Raw genomic sequence first — 19,071 nt, 5'->3', positions numbered from 1 at the left:
CTCGCGGTAGCGCTCCACACCATCCACCTCCTCCGTGATGCAGCCCTGGTAGAGCCAGGTTCGCACCACGTCCTCAAAAGCCGCGCCACCGCGCCGCAGCGCCGCTTGGAGATTTTCAAAGGCCTCGAATGACTGATCGTAGGCCGTCCGGCCCTCGCGATGCAACGAACCGCCGGAGGCATAAATCCATCGCAGGCCGTCATATTCCACCGTCACCAGATGTTCGTCATGGTGCTCCACCTTCGCATGAGTGGTGCCCACCGCCCAGGCCTCGATCGCGATGCCACGCCCCTCGCAAGGCGGCTGCACCACAAACAGCGTCAACGGCATCTTTTCACCATAACAGGCCTCGAAAAGCAGCTCCGCCGTCGGCACATCCTCCCGGGAGCGCAGAAACACGGTCTGCATCGTCACCTCCATCGGCTCACCTTGCTGGCGCAGGATGGCACGGATGGTGGAGAGCGCCTCCCATGCCTCGTCTTTAAAGTCCCCGCCGCATTGGGGTGTCACCATCATCGCCACGCGTCGCACCTTGCCGAGGTCAATCACCGTATGATGCTGCACGCCCATGAGACAGGGAGGCATGTCCGGTCCGGAAAACCTGCCCGGCACCGCGTGCGAGCATCCATGCGCCGCACAACCCGCGTCGAGCAGCCGTTTGTCCGGGGCCAGGTGGTAGCAAATCGGCGTTTCCTTGGCGAGAGAAGCAGGGGAAGACATGGCGGGCACCTCCAGGCGAATGTTGAATGTTGTTAAACTCGCATCGGAAAGCCGCCTTGAAGCTCAAAGAAGCATCCTTGATGCAACTTTAACAACGGGCAGACCCATGGGCATATGTTGGCCTCCAGTGTGCCTTTGTTGCTCGATGGCGGCGCAAAATGTGGGCAACGAAGCATATCTTTCGCGCATAAGTAGCATCCACTGTGCATGTTTAATCAACCTCCAACCATGAAGCTGATCCTGACCTCCCTCGCAACCATCACCGTCGTGATGACCCTGCTCGTACATGCCGCGCTCGCCGCCGATCCGGCCGCCGTTGCCTCCGAGTCCGCCACGAATACCGTCTGCCCTGTCACCGGCAAACCCGCCGATCCGGCGATCACCGCCGAGTATGAGGGCCGCAAGTGGTCCTTTGCGAAAGAAGCATGCAAAACGAAATGGCTGAAGGCCCGCGAGGACAGCCTGTATCAAAAACTCGGCGGCAAGGCGGCCATCGACGCCGTGGTGGACGCGTTTTACGTCAAAGTGCTGGCCGACAAGCGGGTGAATGACTTCTTTGCCGACGTGAGCATGGACAAGCAGCGCCGGAAGCAGAAGGAGTTCTTGTCGTTCGCCTTTGGCGGCCCGTTGCCGTGGACCGGCAAGGATATGCGCAAGGCGCACGAAGGCATGGGCCTCACCGAAGAGCATTTTAACGCCATCGCTGAGAACCTCGTGGGCACCCTAAAGGACTTCAAAGTGAAGCAGGAACTCATCGACCAGGTCGTCGCCATTGCGGTTTCCACCAAGGATGATGTTTTGGGCCATCCCAAGAAGGCAAACTGAGAGCCGTCCATCTCTCTATTGCTGATTGAACGCCGCAATAAGTGCCCGGAGTCACTTGTTGCGGCGTTCTAAATGACGCTATGGCGATTTCGGCTTAAACATGTTTTCTTATCAAAGTGGCTCGAATGACTGTCGCCACAGCTAAAGAAAAGCTCCTCTTCAAAGAAGAAGAGCTTCGCTTTTCACGCGGATAGGCCGACGTGAGTGTCCAGAAGGCCATGGAGGGCTTCGGTGCGTTTGGGCAGTTCGGCGAGGTTTCCGTCTTTCAGGGACTCGGTGAACGCGTTGAACAGGCTCCAGACGTTACGACCCTCAAAGGCATCATGACGGGGCTCGCGCCATTCATGAAGCACTTTCTGGATCAAACGGTTGGAGCACAGGTTCTTCTCGGAACTCGTGCTCCCGCGTGGCCGGTGACGGAGCATGGGCCAGTCCTCGTGGAAAGGAGGGGAGGAACTGGCCCTGCATCCGGCATCGGTGGCACGGCCAAGGGAGGCCGGGGCAACGGCTGGTCTGCCATTCGGACGAAGAAGGAGCCGATGCCAGACGGGCCGTTGGCGGTGGGGGAGGGCACACGTGCATGGGTGAACGCTGCCAGAGCGTTATGGAAGGCGGCGCCTGCGATCACTGATGCACCAAGAACAGCGGTGGCGTGAGCTGGACCGAAGATCGAGCGTGCCGAGGCGTGTCGAAAGTGAGGGGCGTTGCGGGGAAACCTCCCCGCTCGAAGGGGGAGCGGCCCACGAAGTCGCCGCGAGGGGAAGGCTTTCCCCATCTACTTCACCAGCTTGAAAGTGGTGCCGGTGTTCGACTCGATCATCCCATTTTGGGTGAACTGAAAGATGAACTCCCTGCCGACCAAAGCAGCCGCGCTTCGCTCGCACAGACGAACAAATGCCGGTGTCCCCATGGTTCTGTGCCAGCCTTGAGAGCCGACGTAGATGCGGGCACCCTGCCGGTTGGGAAGCACTCCTCCATTGCCTTCATAGATGGCGCGGCAAACATTCACGACCTTCCCATCTGGTGAGAGTTCGCGATACGTTCGATGCCAGGTGAGGGTTCCCGCGAAACTGATCTCATCGGTGAACTCGATTTGCCCCAAATCCTTGGCACGAGTGACTGCGACAAAGCAAGGCTTGGGAACGCTAATCGGCACGCCCTGTGGTTGTTGTGCGGCTCCAGCAGCCGGAGCCTTCGGTGACTGCTTACTGTTGGTCACATCATAGACCTTGGCCCGCTGCGACGTGATGGAGAGCGTCTTCCCAGCCTCTTTCAGTCGCAGCGTGAGGTCTGCACGCCCCTTGTGCCATTCACCGGCTTCGTTTTCGTTGTAGAACTCGATCGTGTATTCTGCCTGCCAAAGTCCGCCTTCCTGGACAATGCGGATCTCACCAATGATCTTTTCGCTGCCCACTGGCCACTTGGCTCGATGCGCTTGTTCGTCAGCACCAATCGCATCTCTCGTCAGCAAGCCCTTGTCGAGGAAGTCCACCATCGCTTCATAGTCTGCGATCATGCCTTGAAGGTCGCCTTTTGAGGCTTTGGCATGATGCTCAGAGACAAACGCTTTCACATCACTTGCCGAGATGGCTGGCGGAGGAGGGGGCGCAGGAGGCTGAGGTGGCGGTGCGACCTCTGTCACTTTCTGAGGAGGCGGCTCGTGGGGCTTCTCGATGGCCTTCGTCACAATCATCACGGACGTGCCCTGGGTTAAGTCCAAGAGTTGAGGCGTGGGAAGTTCGGGAAGCTTGGCAGGAAGTGGCGAGCTAGCCGTTTTGATGGTGGTCCACCAATTGCGGGTGGTCTCAGGTTTCCACTCGGACATGTTTCCAGGTTCCCAATAGTGAAGGCTTGAGGCCACATCGCCTGCCTGGACACTGCCATCACGGGTCTGAACGATAAAAACACCCTGGCGGCCCTTCCACTCCAGCAAGCGGGCGAGCGCACGCACTTGATTGTAGTCCGGCCCAACCACTCGATCATTTAGCGGATTCTTTAGAGGGGCGTAGATCATCAGGCAAAGCTGCTTGTCTTTGACCTGAGTGCTCCAACCCGTGTTTTCAATCTCATCGACCGGGAACGGCATCTCCACTTCAAAGACGAGGTCGGGGCAGGTCGTCTGCTTCATGAAAGTCACCTCGATCTTTCCATTCATGAGGCGCATCAGCTTCGAGCCATCATCTGAGCAAAGAATCTTGTCGCCTTCGTCCACGCCAAAAGACTTGAGACCAAAGGAGATGGGCACGCTGGGGTGTGTGAAGGCACAGACACTCTGGCCGGACAACTGCCAGGGGCCGTCTGGTTCACGGCGCGACGGCGGAACAGCCGATGTGATCAGGGTGCGCACTCCGAGCTTCCAATGCGTCTGGCCCGGCCAAGTCTCCCTTGAGCCTTCCTTCCAAAGCCTTTTGCTGATGTCGTCGAGCTTCTTGTATGCCGGGGAATCTTCCAACGGCAATAGCACGAGCTTGTCGAGATCGAAAGCCAGAGGGGCTTCATCATCAGGAAAAAAGGCAAGTTCTCCAGCCTGCCACCAGTGGAGATCACCTCCCGGCACGTCTCTTCCAGGCGGACGCGGTAACTCGATGGCCCTGCTTTCGGCAATTCGCAAAATCCACACACGGCGCGACTTTCCTTCGCCAATCGTGCAGGCGATGGATTTCTGATCAGGAGACCAGGACAGATTCCCATGAGGAAATGCAGGAACCTGAATGGACGCGGTTTTGGTGAACCGATGAAGATCGAAAATGCCAATCGCGGGCTGCGATCCGGCCGCATCTCCAAAAGCGACCATCACGTCGTCTGGCGACAGGGCAACGGGGCAATCCCTCTGCACTTGAGGGATGACTTTGGTGAAGTCCGGTTGGATTTCGCCGATCTTGGCCGACTTGATGTCTTTGGGCGGATCATAGCGAAACGGCGGGGGGGCCGGTGGAACTGGAGCAATGGAAGGAGCCGCGACCACAGGAGGTGGGTCAATCACCGGAGCTCGACCGAGGAATGAGATGGGAGACGCCAGAAGGAGTGCCGCCATCACGGAGACCCCCATTTTGACCCATCGCAGCCAGGGAAAAATCGCTGGCAACGTGTCCGCCGAAGCGGCCGTCCAGTTCCTGAGAGCTACCTGCCCCCCGATCAACCCTCCAACAAAACCACACAGCACGCTAGGAAGCAGGGCTGCGAGGCTGACCGAAAAGACAAGCCACATTCGCGAGCGCAGTGCCCGATCCAGAGAGGCGCTGTCCGCCCCGCTGGCGTCCCATGTTGCCAACGCGGTAAGGACTGCTCCCGCCCATAGAGCGCAGAAGACACCCGCTTGAATACCAAGGCGGCCCGCCTCGCCCGGCGCATGGAACCGTGACGTGAACTCCTTCCGGGCAAGAATTACGGTCACCAGCGCTGAGATCACCGACAGCGCCAAAATCAAAACGAGTTGAAGCTGCGTGCCGGCGATAAAGCCAGGTATGGTCACAATGGAACTTCTAAAGAGCGCCACCGAAAGCCCAGTGACTGCTCCCGTGATGAGTGCCATCAGAGAGGCTTTGTCCGTGATAAGAGAGGTGCCTGAATCCTTCACGGGCCGATGACTATCACACGGCTGCCAGTCCGACAACCGGAGTGTCAGTCACCAGTTGCTGCACTTTTGCGAGCATGGCCGGGGAGGGTTTCGCCACGCCGTGCTCCCATTCGCGGACATTTTTCGCGATGACCTGAATCCTCCGACCAAAGGCAAACTGGCTCAACCCCATGATCCTTCGAGCCATCAAGACTTGGTCAGCCGGGGTTTGGACAGCCACCGGATACGAGCCGAGGAAACCGATGAGGCGTGGCCAAAAGGAGGCCGTCGGAGCCACCTCGTCACGTTCCCAACGTTCATAGTGTTCGCGCAAAGTGTTCAGACGTTCAGCGGCCTGAACCTGGGTCAATTTCAAGACCAGCCTTCGAGACCGCAGGTGCTGCCCCAAGGTTACCGGCCTGATTTTGAACCCCTTCTGAACGAGCTTGCGCAACCTGACCGCCGTTCTGGAGGCCTTGAGGGTGAAGTAGCAAAATGGCAAAATAGGATGATACCTATTTCGCCTGAACTCCGGGATGCTGAGGAACGGCCTTTCAATCTGGCACATGAACAACGCTCCAACCCCAAAATAAAACAAGCCGCCTCGTGGGACACGGAGCGGCTTGTTTGAGAAAGGTGTTTCCGCATCTTACTCGGCGGCTTCCTCTCCTTCAGCAGGAGCGGCTTCGCCTGCGGCGGAGACGGTGAGCTTCACGGTGGCCGTGATGTCATAACCGAGCTTCACATCGACTTCAAAGCTGCCGGTGTTCTTGATCGGACGCTCAAGGACGACCTGATGACGGTCAATCTCAACGCCAGCCTGTTCGGTGAGTGCTTTGGCGATGTCCATGGTGGTGATGGCACCGAAGGCTTTGCCGCCCTGGCCGGTGGCAAGGGTGAGTTTGAGCTTCACCTTCCGGATCTTGCTGCCAAGCTTCTCGGCCTCGGCCATTTCCTTGGCTTCGCGCTCGGCACGGATGGCCTTGAGGCGCTCGGTGTGGCGGAGGTTGCCTTTCGTCGCCTCGTAAGCCTTGGCCTGCGGGAGCAGGTAGTTGCGGGCAAAGCCGCGCTTCACTTTGACGACATCGGCCTCGGCTCCGAGACCTTTGATTTGTTCTTTGAGAATGACTTGTGTGGTTGCCATGACGACGGTTCCCCGGGGGAAAAGGGGCGCGAGAATACATGCCCCTCCCCCGGTGTCAAAGGGGGATTGCAGGTTCTTTCACACTCTGCTTGCCACGGCCAGAAGGGCCAGCACGCTGACGCTGTCGCGGATGCGGCCGTCACGGGCCATCTGGACGGCTTCGGAAAGCGGGAGCCGCAGCACGGCGAGTTCCTCCGTGTCCTCCGGCTGCGCTGCGGTGTGGGAGAGGCCGGTGGCGATGAAGATGTCGCAGGTCTCGTTGCTGGTGGAATTGGAAAGCTGGATGCCGTGGAGCAGGGGCTCGATGGTTTCGGCCACAATACCGGTCTCTTCCAGAAGCTCGCGTTTGGCGGCTTCGGCGGGTGATTCGTCCGCCGGACAGCCGCCTTCAGGGATTTCCCATTCATAACGGCCATGGCAGTAACGCCACTGGCCGACCAGCCAGGTGTAACCTTCGGCATCAATGGGAATGACACCGACGGCGATGTTTTTGTATTCGACGACTCCGTAGATGCCCGGGCTGCCGGTGGGTTTGATCACCTGATCTTCGCGCACGCGAATCCAGGGGTTCGCGTAAGTCTCGCGGGTGGAGACGGTTTTCCAGGGATTCGAGTGCTGGGGGAGGTCCATGGTCAAAGTGCGCGATTCTCAGAGGCGGCTGCTGTTGGTTTCCAAAGCGGGTGCCGTCAGGGCTGCGCTGTGGTCGAAAGAGTCACTCCATCGGCCTCCACCTTCGCCTGCTTCATGGCTTTCAAGACGGGGCCGATCGTGGGATGAGTCTGGTAGGGGCCGAGGTAACCGTAATTCTGCATCCCGGAGATCATGCCCTCGGGCAAGGTTTTGCCTGGCACGCGCACCATTTTCACCCGTGCGTCGGGACCGGCCTCGGTTTGCTCGATGTGGAAGTCGATCTCGCCCACGAGGTAGCGTTTCTTGTCCTCCCAGAACTTCGCGGTGTTCATCGGCAGACTGCAGTCCGTGGTGATCACTTGGTTCGCGGGATCAAAGGATTTCACCCGCAGCATGTCCTTGTAGGTGCCGTTTCCGGCGTCAGGAGCCGTGACGATGAGCGTGTTGATCTCAGCGGCGGAGAGTTTCAGCGTGGCTGGCTGGCCTGCGGTGGCCGCAGCGGCGAATTCAGCGAGTTTCCTGTCCAGATCCGGCTGCGGCGGCACTTCCGCCAGCGTCACTGGCTGCGCCTGGGCGATGGCGGCGAACTCACGGTCCATCGTCGTCAGCGAATGATAACCCCACCACAGGATGAAGGCGAAGACGCCGAACGCCGCCGTGATGATGATGCAGCCGTAGCCGGAATGGAACCCGCCCTGCGGCGTCTTTTCGATCTTTGCCATGCCTCATCTCAATGCACCGCATGGAAAGATCAAGCGGAGCATTGGTTGCTGCTTTGGGCTGGAAAAAAGAAGCCACCCTCCGCCGGAGCGAAGGATGGCTGTGAGGCAGATTCCTGGTCGTTCTTTAGTTGTTCGTGGCCGGTGCGGGCGCAGGAGCAGGAGCTGGTGCTGAGGGCGCGGCTTGCTGCTGCTGGGCTTCTTTGATGGCTTTCTGGAACTCAGGGTTGCTCATCATGTCGGCGGCCATCTTGCCCTGCACGACAAAGGAACCCACGAGGCAGAGCGTCCAGGTGATCATGGTGCCACGCAGCCCGAGCGAGCCGCTTTTGACCCAGCCCCAGACAAACGCGAAAATGGCGCAGATGATGCCCAGGATGCCCAGGCCGACTCCCGCGTTTTTGAAAAGCGCGATCAGGACTTTGATCCAGCAGATGATGCTGACGATGGCGATCACGGCGAATAGACCGAGGGTGAGACCGCTGGGGGCGGCTCCAGCGAGGGCGGCGGCTTGGCTGTCGGGTTGCATAAGGGATGGGCTAGGTTGGATTTAGGGTTGCTGGCTTCCGACAGCACCGGGAACGCTTTTAAAGAGACCCCGAGCTTCGGTCATAGGCGGGAGATACCAGAAACCGAGCATTCGCAGCAAGCCAAAACATGCAAAAACCACCAGGATGACCGCCGGAAGGCGGGTTTTTCGCTCGAATGCCTCGATCCTCCGCGCCAAGTGCTCACATTTTGAAGCCGGGAGCAGCGTGGACACGGATGTGAGAGCGCCCACGAGTGCAAAAAACGGGGCAAAGGGATGGAGCAGGAGCATATCCCGCCAGTCGCCACGGGACAGGGCCACGAAAGCCCGTGTCATCCCGCAACCGTGACAGGGCAGACCTGTGACCGCAGCAAAAGGACACTGCCACCATGAAAAGCCGAGCGCGGCGGTCACCAGGAGTCCGGTCATCGCCACGAACAGGATCCGGCAAAGGCCCCGTTGTCGGATCAACGGGGCAAGCCAGGGCGCGAGGACGTTGGCAAAGGACATGCGCTGTTGATAACCCGGAGCTTCCGCTCTGCCAAGCATCAGCCGCCTCTTCATTGACGCATGACTCCAGCCGTGGAATCTCGACGGATGAAGATTCTCGCCGCCATGTCCGGAGGTGTGGACAGCAGTGTGGCCGCCGCCCTGCTCGTCCGCGCGGGGCATGATGTGCACGGCGTTTACATGAAGAACTGGATCAATGAGGAGAACATCATTGGTCATTGCCCCTGGGAAGAGGACATCGTGGACGCCGAGGCCGTCGCCAGGCAACTAGGCATTCCGTTCCGCGTCGTCAATCTCATGACGGAATACCGCGAGAAGGTGGTGAAATACCTCCTCGAAGGCTATCAGGCCGGCATCACGCCGAATCCCGACGTGATGTGCAACCGCGAGATGAAATTTGGTGTGCTGTGGGATTGGGCGCGTGACAACGGATTCGAAGCCATCGCCACCGGCCACTACGCGCGCAAGGATGGCGGTCACATCCTGCGTGGCCTCGATCCGAACAAGGACCAGACTTACTTCCTCGCCATGATGCGGCCCGGGCAGGTGCGCATCGCTCAGTTTCCGATCGGCCATTTGCTGAAGCCGCAGTTGCGTGACTTGGCGCGTGAGTTTGGCCTCAAAACAGCGGAGAAGAAGGACAGCCAGGGCATCTGCTTCATCGGTCAGGTGAAGATGGAGGATTTCCTGCGCACCTTCGTTTCCGACAAGTCCGGTCCCATCGTGAATCTCGAAGGCAAGGTGCTGGGCGAGCATCGCGGATTGCATCTCTACACACTCGGGCAGCGGAAAGGCCATGGCGTCGCCAGTCCGCTGCACAAACAGGCCTACGTCGTCGTCGCCAAGCGGCCGGAGACCAACGAACTCGTCGTCGCCATCGAAAACCCGGACACTCCGCTGCTCTGGGCGCGCAAAGCGGTGCTGCATTCGGTTTCCACCACGGGCGAGCCGCTGGATGTCGCGCGCAAGCTGCAGGCGCAGCCACGCTATCGCTGTCCCGCAGGCGATGCGGTGTTTCTTCCTCTCGGTGATGGCCGGGCCGAACTCGAATACGTCGAGGCGCAGCGTGCGCTCACACCGGGACAGATCTGCGCCTTGTATGATGGCGAACGCCTGCTCGGCGGCGCGGTGTTTGAATCCATCCAGCACGAATGAGCGCCGCACCTTCCATCCTCATCCTTGGCGGCGGCTGTTTCGGCCTCACCGCGGCTTTGGAACTGCATGCGCGAGGTTGGAAGGTCACGCTGATCGATCAAGGCCCGCTGCCGCATCCCGACGCGGCCTCCACCGACATCAGCAAGGTCGTTCGCATGGACTACGCGGCCGACGAGCAACACACGGCCATGGGTGAACTCAGCATCGAGCGCTGGCGCGAATGGAACGCGAAGTGGGGCGAGGAGCTTTACCACGAGGTCGGATTCCTCGTCATGTCGCGTGAGGCGATGCAGCCCGGCGGATTCGAGCACGACAGCCGAGCCTTCCTGACGCCACGTGGCCATTCTCTGCGCCGCACCTCGTCCGCGATGCTTCGTGAGCTTCATCCTGTGTGGAATGCTGCGAACTATCGCGATGGTTACCTCAATCCCGTTGGCGGCTGGGTGGAAAGCGGTCGAGTCATCGCCAGGCTTGCGGCCGATGCCAGAGTCGCAGGCATTGAGATCATCGAGAATGTGCCCCGGCCGCGACCCGTCTTTGAGGGAACGCATTGCATCGGCATCGACTCTGGCGATCAGACATGGACAGCGGACGCCGTGCTTGTCTCTGCCGGTGCCTGGACTCCGATCGTGCTCCCGCATCTGCAAAAGGTCATGGGAGCGACCGCGCAGACGGTGTTTCACTTCAAACCGCTCGATCCGAAACCCTTCACGCCACCGCAATTTCCCGTCTGGGGAGCCGACATCGGCAAAACCGGCTGGTATGGCTTTCCAGCGAATCGAGATGGCATCGTCAAGGTCGCCAATCACGGAGCCGGCCGTCAGGTGCGTGCGGATGAGCCGCGCACCTTGCCTCCGGGCGAGGAAGAACGCTTTCGGGCCTTCCTGCGCGACACGTTTCCTTCACTGGCTGATGCGCCGGTGCTTTCCACTCGCGTCTGCCTGTACTGCGACACCTTTGACGGTTCTTTCTGGATCGACCACGATCCCGCCCATGCCGGGCTCATCGTCGCCGCAGGCGATTCCGGCCACGCCTTCAAGTTCACGCCTGTCCTCGGCGAAATCATCGCTGATGTGGTGGAATCGACACCGAATGCCTGGGCACCACGCTATCGCTGGCGTGAAAAGACCGCCGCACACTCCGATGGCGCCCGGGCTTCGAGTTAACCGCGAAACAAAGCGCCGAGTTTTTTGCCGAGGATCACGCCTGCGCCGAGGATTGTGACGGCGAGGAAGATCATCGCCCAGACGCCGAGGGCGGAGGCGAGGTTCGGGCCGCTGCCGAGGGCGAGGACGAGGGAGTAGATTGCCTTGGTGATCGGGAAATGCGCTGCTTGCTGGGCCAGGATCATGCTGTCACTCACCTCCAGCATGGCGAAGGAGAAGGCGAGCAGGCCGCCGGCGACGAGATTGGGGGCCACCAGCGGCAAAGTGACGCGCCACAGCGCCTTTTCGGGGCGTGCGCCGAGGTTTTGAGCGGCTTCCTCCAGCGTGGGGCTGACTTGTTGAAAGCCGGCGGCGGCGGAACGCACGACATAAGGCAACCGCCGCACCGCGTAGGCGATCACGAGCAGCAGCAGTGGATCTTCGCCGAGCATGAGCCAGTGAAAGGGCTGTCCTTCGCGTGTCATCGCGAGATAACCGAAGGCCATGACGATCCCGGGCACCGCCAGCGGCAGCATGGCCATGGCATCCAGGATCTGCCGGCCCCAGAGGCGCGTGCGCACCGAGACATAGGCCACGCCGATTCCCAGAAGAAGCGCCAGCAGCATCGCAAGGGATGAGTACTTCAAACTGTTCGCGATGGAGGACAGCGTGAGCTCATGACCGAGCGCATCGCGGTAGTGATCGAGCGTCAAGGCATGCGGAATGACAGTGCCATACCAGTCTTTGGCGAAAGACAGCAGCACCACGCCGAGATGCGGCAGCACCGCGAGGAAGGTGACGCCCGCGAAGAGCGTGGTGCAGATCCAGCCCAGCCAGGCCGGCAGGCGGACCGTTTCCCGGCCGGTGGTGGCACGGCCGCCTCCGCCCGCGTTGGAGCTGCCGAAGAGCAATTTGCTTCCCAGATAGAACAGGGTGCTGAAGACGAGCATCACGGCCACCAAGGCGTAAGGGAAGGGGTTGCCGCTGAGGTCATTGATGCTGCGGAAGACCTGCACGGCGGTCACGCGGTCGTAATCAAACAGCAGCGGCACGCCCATCTCGGTGAACGACCAGACGAAGACGATGGTGCCACCGGCAAACACGCCGGGCATGATGAGGGGCAGCGTCACCCGCCAGAAGCGGCTCCAGGCATTGCAGCCGAGGTTTGCCGCGGCTTCTTCGAGCGCGGGATCGAGGTTCGCTAGCGCGGCGGCCGTGTTGAGGTAGATGATCGGGTAGAGGTGCAGCACCTCCATGATGATGATGCCCAGCATGCGCTGCTGGCCCAGCCAGTCGGTCGGATGCGCGGCGTCCATGAGGCCGAGGTTGATGAGGAGCGCATTGAAGGCACCGGCTTGCCCCAGCATGGCCTTGATGCCGATCGCTCCCACGAACGGCGGCAGGATCATGGGCATGAGGACGAGCGAATTGAGCAGCGCACGGCCGGGAAAGGCGAATCGCACGTAGCAGACGGCCAGCGGCAGTGCCACGACGAGAGATCCCAGCGTCGTCCACACGGCGATGACAAACGAATTCCACAAGCCTTCGCGATACAGCTGGTTCAGGAACACCTCGGCCACGTATTGCAGCGTGAACTGGTGATCCGGCCCGCGGAAGGCGGCCTCCAGCGCCGCCCAGATCGGATAAGCGAAGAAGCACGCGAAGAACGCGGTCATCACCACGAAGATCAGGAGTGAAAGCGTGCGTGACATGAGGATCAGCGGGAGTTCCGGGCCATGGTCCCGGCCCGGATGAACTGGGTGCGGAAGGCATCGCCGAGTTCATGGGCGAGACGGGTTTCCTGCGCTTTGTCGCGTGAGGCGAGGACCTTTGAGATGCTGCCGGTGGCGGCCTCGTATTTCACACGCGTGAGGTCTTCCAGCACCTTGATCGAGCGCTCAGGCATGCCGGCCTGGATGATGTCCTTCCACGCCGCATGCAGCTCATCGTGGGAATCGACGCAGATGACGCGGACGAGGAAACGGATGGCGCTGAACGCCGTGCCGGTGCGTTCCGGGTGGTAAACAAACGCCTTCGCCTTTTCGAACGGCGCTTCCTTGCCGTCACTCATGCGTGCGATGTTCGCCGGTGTGTAAAGATCACGCCGCACCGAGAGACGTCGCAGCGCATGACGACGCGGAGCGCCCTCCTCGCCGACACGGAAGCTCCAGAGCTTCTGTCCGGCGTCGCCGAGCACGAACTCGATGAAGGCCGTGGCGATCTCCGGATCGGGCGCTCCTCTCAGCATGCCGATGGGATCGACGCTGACCGAGGTGCCGCCGAGCGGCGAGACAAAGCCGACGCGTGAGGTGCCATCGGGCTGGCGCACGTCTTCCTCTGCCGAACGGCCGTAAAAATCGATGCACATGCCTGCGGCGGCGTCTCCGCGGGCGACTTCGAGCGGGATCTTGGTGGAGAAGTCCGTGAAGTAACGTGCATTGGCACTGATGCGGAGGATCAGGCGCAGACCTTCATTCCAGCCGTCGGCCACGCCCTGCGCTTCGATCTGCTCCGGAGTCAGCTTTGGGTCCGCCACCGCCTTCAAACGATCAATCGCGATCTGCATCTGCTGCTGGATGAGCATTTCGAGCGCCTTGGTCACGGAGCCGCTCTTGCCGGGATCGCTGAGGGCGATCTGGCCGTAGCAGAGCGGATCAGCGAGGTCTTCCCATGCGGCGGGATCTTTCGCGATGCCGATGCGGCGCAGCACATCGCGATTGAAGACGATGCCGCTGCTGGAAAGGCAGGCGCCACACCAGCGGCCCTGCGGATCGCGGAACGGCTCGCCGCTGAGTTTCTCCGGGATGCCGTTCTCACCGAACCAGTCGGGATGTTTTTTCATCAGGCCGCTGATTCCCGTTTTTTCACCATCACCGGCCACCAGCGTGCCTGCTTTGGCCTGCTGCTCGAAATCATAAGCGCCGCCGCCAAAGAACACATCCATGCCGGTGCTGACGTTGGAGACGAGATAGGCGTTGCGCGCTTCGTCTTCGGGCGCGGCTTTCGCGTTCAAACAGGCCTGTGCCACGGCGGGCGTCCACGACCTGCCCAGATCGCGCTGCCAGTGCTGCTGAAACGCGGCGGTGGCCTCCGATTTGATCAGCATGGCGATCTCGGAGGTGCCGCCAGGCACACGCCAGTCGATGAACAGCGTCTGGCCGGTCGTTTTCTTCCAGTGTGAGGCGAAGGCGTGGCCGAACTCCTCGCGAATGCGGTCGTGATGCGGCGTGATGATGACGAGACGACGGTCGTAGCGGGCCAGTGCGGTGCTCTGCTGCGGTTTGAGGAGGAACGGACCGATCAGGGTGAGCGCCATGGCGATGACCACGGCCAGTTCTTTGCGCCAGTGCCGCAGACGCGCGAGCGCGGCCTGTGCGCGTGGATGCTGGAGGATAGCGCTCATGGTGCAAGCGGTGGGTCTTCCTGAGGCGCGTCAGCGTTTTGGAGTGCTCCAGCCCTCTGGAGCTTTTCGTGTGTGGCAAGACATCCGAAAGCGCCGGAGGACCGGCGCACTCCAGGACGCTGACGCGATGGGCGCAAGTTCTTCATTTGCGCAGAATCACGACGTCGTTCATCGCGGCCATGGCGCGTGTCTCGTCCTCGGAGGGGGGGCGGATCTCCTGCGGATTGATCTCGCAGACTTTCATGAGCGGTCCGCCTGTGACCTGGAGCAGATACTGCACGGTGGCGCCGAGGTAGGTGGTGTCGATGATGTGGCCGGGGAAACGATTCGGCGAGTCGGTGAGATTGGCGAAGGTGAGCGATTCCGGCCGGATGCTCAGAACGACCGGCTGGCCGCTCGCTGGCTGCCAGGTGCCATCGGTGCGGCCCCGCAACACGCCGAAGCTCGTTTCGACGTCGTGGAAGCCCTCGCGGCTGCTTTCTCGCAGGGTGCGGCCTTCGATGAAGTTCGTCTCGCCGATGAACTCGGCCACCATGCGGCTGGCGGGATTGCGATAAATCTCGGGAGGCGGGCCAAGCTGCGCGATTTTGCCCGCCTCCATGATCGCCATGCGGTCAGCCATCGAAAGCGCCTCATCCCGGTCGTGAGTCACGTAAATCGCCGTGAGGCCGTGCTGTTTGCAGATGCTGCGGATCTCGCTGCGCATTTCCAGGCGCAGCTTGGCGTCGAGGTTGGACAAGGGCTCATCGAGCAGCAGGCATTTGGGCCGGATCACCAGTGCGCGGGCCAGGGCGACGCGCTGCTGCTGGCCGCCGGAGAGCTGCTGGATCTTGCGCGAGCCGAGGCCGTCCAGCTTCACCTGTGAGAGCGCCTCCGCCACGCGGTGCTCGATCTCCTTGCGCGGTCTTTTGCGCTCTTCGAGGCCGAAGGCGACGTTCTGCGCCACGTTGAGATGCGGCCACAGCGCGTAGCTTTGAAACATCATGCCGGTGCCGCGTTTGTGCGCGGGAAGCCGCGTCACGTCCTGGTCATCGAACCAGATTTTCCCCTCATCGGGCGTGTAGAAGCCGGCGATGTGCCGCAGCAGCGTGGTCTTGCCGCAGCCGCTGGGGCCGAGAAGGAAGAACAGCTCGCCGGATTCGATCTGCAGATCCACACTGCTGAGGACGACGCTGCCGCTGAAGCGTTTGGTGAGTTCCTGGATCGTGATGGTGACCATGCGCGCGAATTGTCCCTGGTTTTACGAGAGGGCCGGGATCATGGCAAGCCTCGTCCCAATCGACGCGGATCAGCATTCTCGCTGGAACGCAACATCTCGGTTGCAAAGACAGCGGCTCTGTCCAGAATGCGCCCCTCTTCGACGGAGGCCACCCCAACATGGTTCCGCAGGAGGGAAATCAAACAAGGTCGGGCTGTAGTTCAGCCTGGTAGAACGCTTGCATGGGGTGCAAGAGGTCGTGAGTTCGAATCTCGCCAGCCCGACCAGTTTGTTTGATGCCCTGCACGGTTATTTTGCCGCCGGGGTCTTGGCGGGCGGCTCGCGAAAGAAGAGCATGAAGACCACCAGCACGGCGACTGCGATCCACGCCGGTGTGGCCCAGATGCCCGACCAGTCGTGGGCGATGCTGCCTTTCGCCTCCGCGAGCTTGTGAGCATCCATGACCTTGCCTGCGAGGAAGGTGCCGACGAGGGAGCCGAAACCCCAGAGAATGATCGCGATGAGACCTTGGGCCGCGCCACGGATGCGTTCATTGGCCTCGTCATCGACATAAAGCTGTCCGGCGATGAAGAGGAAGTCGTAGCAGACGCCGTGAAGCAGGATGGCTCCGAAGATCAAGGCGCTGCCGCTGCTGGTGGCGCTGGCGCTGAGCATGAAGTAACGCGTCACCCAGGCAAGGATGCCCAGGAAGATCGTTTTCTTATAGCCAAGCGACTTCAGCATCACCGGAAGGAGCAGGAGGAAGATGACATCGGAGACCTGGGCGAGGGTCATTTTCCCAGCCATGCCCTCCCACTGCAACTGAGTGAGGTAGGTGCCCATGTTCACGAAGTAGAAGTAGAGCGGGATGCAGATCAGGAACATGCACAGGATGAAGATGGCGAAGGCGGGCTTCTTCAGCAGCGCCAGCGCATCCAGTCCGAGCACCTCGGCCAGCGAGACATCCTGCCCGCGCTTCTTCGGCGGGGTGTGCGGCAGGGAGAGCGCAAAGACGCCAAACACGATCGAGGTGCCGCCGGCGAGGTAGTGCTGCACCGGGGACTGCTCGGCTTTCAGCAGGCTCAGCACCACGCCACCGGCGATCCAGCCGACTGCGGAGAAGATTTTCACGAAGGGGAAGTCCTTCTTCGCATCCGCCAGATGGTGCATCGACAAGGAATTGCCCAGGGCGAGCGTGGGCGCATAGAGCGTGCAGTAGAGGATCAGGGAGGGATAGACGGAGCCGAAGGTCTTGAACTGCGGAATGGCGAGCATGACCAGCCCCCCTGCGATGCCGAGCACGGCGATGATTTTCTCCGAGGCGAAGAAACGGTCCGCGATCAGGCCGACGATGAAGGGCGACAGGATGGCGCCCCAGGCGAAAGCGCCATACGAGGCGCCGATCTCAGTGCCGCTGAAGTTCAGCGTGCCGAGATAGGCGCCGAGGGTCATGTACCACGTGCTCCAGATGAAATACTGGAGGAACATGAAGAGGGAGAGCTTGGTCTTGAGCTGGCTTTGCATGGCGGGTGGTGGTCGGATTTGAGGTTCATTTCATGCCGTCGGCGGCTCCCCACGGCTCGATCAGGCGAAGTTGCCGTGATTGCAGCTCCGCGTGGCAGTCCGGCAGGTCGAAATGCTCCAGGGCGTGCGGCAGCATGAAGGCGTTCGGCCACTGCTGGTCCTCATGGATGGCGAGGTCGTGGAAGGATGTGAGCGCATGTTTCAGCGTGACCTGTTTGACAGCGCTGTGGAGCACAGCGGCCAGCGTGGCCGGCACCGCGCCCCAACCGCGACCGGCGAGATGGATTTCCGTGTGTCCAGCGGCCACGAGGAGCTGGATGACACGCAGCACATCGAAGGTGCGCTGGCCGAGCAGCGGCTTGTCGAGCATCAAACCGTAGGCGGAGTAGAAGTAGTGGCTGCCGTAGCGGCCGAGGAACTGGTTCGCGCCGCAGGTGTCGGGCTGCGAGTCGCCGATGCCGCGCACATCGCACGCGAAGAAGGCCGCGTCAGGGGCGGAGCCGATGAGCTCCTGCACGAAGGGATCCTCCCTCAGTTCGGCGTCGGCGGACCGATGGGAGAGGTACAACACGGCTTTGGTCAAACCCCGCGGAAGCCGGGATGTGAGTGGTTCGTCGCTGAGACGAGTCACCAGGGCATGAATCAACGGCTCCGTCTCTACCGCATAGGTGCAGTAGCCCTTGGCCGGATACTTTCGGCTGCCCACGCTGCGCAGAATGCGGTAGTCGGGCGGTGAATCCGGAATGGCAGGCAGTTTCAGGACATCTTTGACCGCCTTTTGCAGCGTTTTGCCCCGTGGCGCGCCGCGTTGTCTGGCAAGGGTCTCCGCCTTTTCGTTCGTGAATGACATCAGGGTGCGCGATCCCATCGCCGTGACCTGGCCTTTCGGAGTGCAGAGCAGATCGGCTTCTTTTTCGACCGTGATGGCCGGTTCGCCGCCGGTGGTGGAAAGGCCAGTGACCTTGCCGAAGAAGCGATACATCGCCTCGCGATTTGGCTGCGTGTAGCCGTGCGGATCGGGACCGATGTGGAGCTGGATGTTCTCCGGCTTGCCGAGCAGCGTGTAGAGTTTCTTCAGCCGTTCGTAGGTCTCGGTGGAGCCTCGTGCGTCGAAATAGTCCTTTTCCTGCGCCATGATGATGACCGGCTTTGGCGCCATGGCGGCGAGGAAGTCGCAGTGATCGAGATCGTTGGCGAGGACACGCGGCGGGCACTGCTCCATGTCCTGCGGCAGCTCGTTTTCCGCGTCGCGACGGAAGGTGGTGACGAAGCAAGACGGCCCTGCCATGGTGAAACGCGGTTCCATGCCACAAAGCCAGGTGGTTTGCGTGCCGCCGCCGGAGTTTCCTGTCACGCCGATGTGCTGCGGATCGATCTCGCTGCGTGTGAGCAGGTAATCGAGCGCCCGCATGGCATCCCACACCATCCAGGTGCCGAGAAAGTCGCCAACCAGGGCCTGCGGAGCGCCCATTTGATTGTGCTCCGTCGTTCCGCCACCGAGGCGGGAGCCGAGTTTCTCGTTGAGGTATTGGAAACGTTCGCCCTGGCCGACGGGATCGATCAGGAAGCAGGCCATGCCTTGACGTGCGAGGCCTTGCGCGAAGCTTTGGTAAGCTGTTTCAGCCTTTCCATTCAAGGAGTGCCCGCAGACGCCGATCACACCTGGCACGGAACCATTGCGACGCGCTGGCAGGTAGAGATTGCCGGTCACGTGGTAGTTCGGCCGGCTTTCAAACACGATGTTCTCGATGCGATAGGCCTCACGCTCCAGAACCTTCGTCACCTTGGCGTTCAGCGGCGTCTTTTCGGGCAGCGGACCAAAACAGGCGCGGATGCGCTCCTGCACGGACTTCACGTAGGCCTCCGCATCGGCTTTGGTCTTCAATGCGTCGCGCCGGACATTGCCGCGCGTCTCGGCCGCACGCACTTCATTCACCAGCCAGTCCTGCAACATGCGCGGAAAACGATGCAGCGGCAGCACTTCGGCCGTTTTCGCCGGAGTAGCGGCTGTCT

Annotated in this window: 16 protein-coding genes, 1 tRNA gene and 1 pseudogene; 4 read left to right on the top strand and 14 right to left on the bottom strand. The window is 61.1% G+C overall.

The features are described 5' to 3' along the window. Nucleotides 1-720: pseudogene (locus IAE77_RS03915) on the bottom strand (dioxygenase); the annotation flags it as partial. 228 nt (nucleotides 721-948) lie between these two features. Between IAE77_RS03915 and IAE77_RS03910 the strand changes: the two are divergent. Next, complete coding sequence (locus IAE77_RS03910) at nucleotides 949-1,545, top strand: group 1 truncated hemoglobin (RefSeq protein ID WP_294222132.1); 597 nt, start codon at nucleotides 949-951, stop codon at nucleotides 1,543-1,545. A 182-nt stretch (nucleotides 1,546-1,727) separates the two neighbouring features. Here the strand turns inward: IAE77_RS03910 and IAE77_RS03905 are convergent, their stop codons facing one another. The 8 genes from IAE77_RS03905 to IAE77_RS03870 all read right to left on the bottom strand — a co-directional run bounded on the left by IAE77_RS03905 (nucleotide 1,728) and on the right by IAE77_RS03870 (nucleotide 8,633). Continuing rightward, on the bottom strand, nucleotides 1,728-1,970 hold the full coding sequence (locus IAE77_RS03905) for a hypothetical protein (protein ID WP_294222129.1): 243 nt from the start codon (nucleotides 1,968-1,970) through the stop codon (nucleotides 1,728-1,730). A gap of 350 nt (nucleotides 1,971-2,320) precedes the next feature. Next, nucleotides 2,321-5,077: a hypothetical protein gene (locus tag IAE77_RS03900; RefSeq protein WP_294222126.1), complete on the bottom strand. Its 2,757-nt coding sequence runs from the start codon at nucleotides 5,075-5,077 to the stop codon at nucleotides 2,321-2,323. Nucleotides 5,078-5,135: 58 nt separating this feature from the next. Beyond that, the gene (locus IAE77_RS03895) at nucleotides 5,136-5,669 is read right to left on the bottom strand and encodes a helix-turn-helix domain-containing protein (protein ID WP_294222124.1); all 534 of its coding nucleotides are present in this window, start codon (nucleotides 5,667-5,669) and stop codon (nucleotides 5,136-5,138) included. Between the two features lie 81 nt (nucleotides 5,670-5,750). Further along, on the bottom strand, nucleotides 5,751-6,245 hold the full coding sequence (gene rplI, locus IAE77_RS03890; protein WP_294222121.1) for a 50S ribosomal protein L9: 495 nt from the start codon (nucleotides 6,243-6,245) through the stop codon (nucleotides 5,751-5,753). A gap of 78 nt (nucleotides 6,246-6,323) precedes the next feature. Continuing rightward, nucleotides 6,324-6,875, bottom strand: coding sequence for an NUDIX hydrolase (locus IAE77_RS03885; protein WP_294222118.1), 552 nt, complete (start codon nucleotides 6,873-6,875; stop codon nucleotides 6,324-6,326). A 56-nt stretch (nucleotides 6,876-6,931) separates the two neighbouring features. After that, a complete protein-coding gene (locus IAE77_RS03880; protein ID WP_294222115.1) occupies nucleotides 6,932-7,597 on the bottom strand; it encodes a hypothetical protein in 666 nt (221 codons plus the stop codon). 124 nt (nucleotides 7,598-7,721) lie between these two features. After that, nucleotides 7,722-8,123, bottom strand: coding sequence for a hypothetical protein (locus tag IAE77_RS03875; RefSeq protein WP_294222111.1), 402 nt, complete (start codon nucleotides 8,121-8,123; stop codon nucleotides 7,722-7,724). A 21-nt stretch (nucleotides 8,124-8,144) separates the two neighbouring features. Beyond that, nucleotides 8,145-8,633 (bottom strand): DUF2752 domain-containing protein, encoded by a 489-nt coding sequence (locus tag IAE77_RS03870; RefSeq protein WP_294222108.1) that lies wholly within the window; start codon nucleotides 8,631-8,633, stop codon nucleotides 8,145-8,147. 60 nt (nucleotides 8,634-8,693) lie between these two features. On the opposite strand from IAE77_RS03870, the gene mnmA reads away from it, so the two are divergent. After that, complete coding sequence (gene mnmA, locus IAE77_RS03865) at nucleotides 8,694-9,788, top strand: tRNA 2-thiouridine(34) synthase MnmA (RefSeq protein WP_294222105.1); 1,095 nt, start codon at nucleotides 8,694-8,696, stop codon at nucleotides 9,786-9,788. Further along, entirely contained in the window at nucleotides 9,785-10,954 is a 1,170-nt protein-coding gene (locus IAE77_RS03860; RefSeq protein ID WP_294222103.1) for an FAD-dependent oxidoreductase, read from the top strand. The genes mnmA and IAE77_RS03860 overlap by 4 nt, the downstream gene beginning before the upstream one ends. On the opposite strand, the gene IAE77_RS03855 is transcribed toward IAE77_RS03860, so the two are convergent. From IAE77_RS03855 to IAE77_RS03845, 3 genes are all read right to left on the bottom strand, one after another. Continuing rightward, entirely contained in the window at nucleotides 10,951-12,645 is a 1,695-nt protein-coding gene (locus tag IAE77_RS03855) for an iron ABC transporter permease (RefSeq protein ID WP_294222100.1), read from the bottom strand. The genes IAE77_RS03860 and IAE77_RS03855 overlap by 4 nt on opposite strands. Before the next feature lie 5 nt (nucleotides 12,646-12,650). After that, nucleotides 12,651-14,336: an extracellular solute-binding protein gene (locus IAE77_RS03850; RefSeq protein WP_294222097.1), complete on the bottom strand. Its 1,686-nt coding sequence runs from the start codon at nucleotides 14,334-14,336 to the stop codon at nucleotides 12,651-12,653. A gap of 142 nt (nucleotides 14,337-14,478) precedes the next feature. After that, nucleotides 14,479-15,555 carry an ABC transporter ATP-binding protein gene (locus tag IAE77_RS03845; protein WP_294222095.1) on the bottom strand — a complete coding sequence of 359 codons (1,077 nt, stop codon included), beginning with the start codon at nucleotides 15,553-15,555 and terminating at the stop codon, nucleotides 14,479-14,481. A gap of 189 nt (nucleotides 15,556-15,744) precedes the next feature. On the opposite strand from IAE77_RS03845, the gene IAE77_RS03840 reads away from it, so the two are divergent. Continuing rightward, nucleotides 15,745-15,821, top strand: a tRNA-Pro gene (locus IAE77_RS03840). 22 nt (nucleotides 15,822-15,843) lie between these two features. Here the strand turns inward: IAE77_RS03840 and IAE77_RS03835 are convergent. Together IAE77_RS03835 and IAE77_RS03830 are read right to left on the bottom strand one after the other, a co-directional pair. Beyond that, a complete protein-coding gene (locus IAE77_RS03835; protein WP_294222094.1) occupies nucleotides 15,844-17,058 on the bottom strand; it encodes an MFS transporter in 1,215 nt (404 codons plus the stop codon). A gap of 25 nt (nucleotides 17,059-17,083) precedes the next feature. Next, on the bottom strand, nucleotides 17,084-19,071 hold a 1,988-nt coding region (locus IAE77_RS03830), incomplete at its 5' end, for a prolyl oligopeptidase family serine peptidase (RefSeq protein ID WP_294222091.1).

The sequence above is a fragment of the Prosthecobacter sp. genome (genome assembly GCF_014879935.1).
Taxonomy (GTDB): Bacteria; Verrucomicrobiota; Verrucomicrobiia; order Verrucomicrobiales; family Verrucomicrobiaceae; genus Prosthecobacter.
Note: the sequence above shows the minus strand (reverse complement) of the source record. Positions and strands in the feature narration are given on the sequence as shown.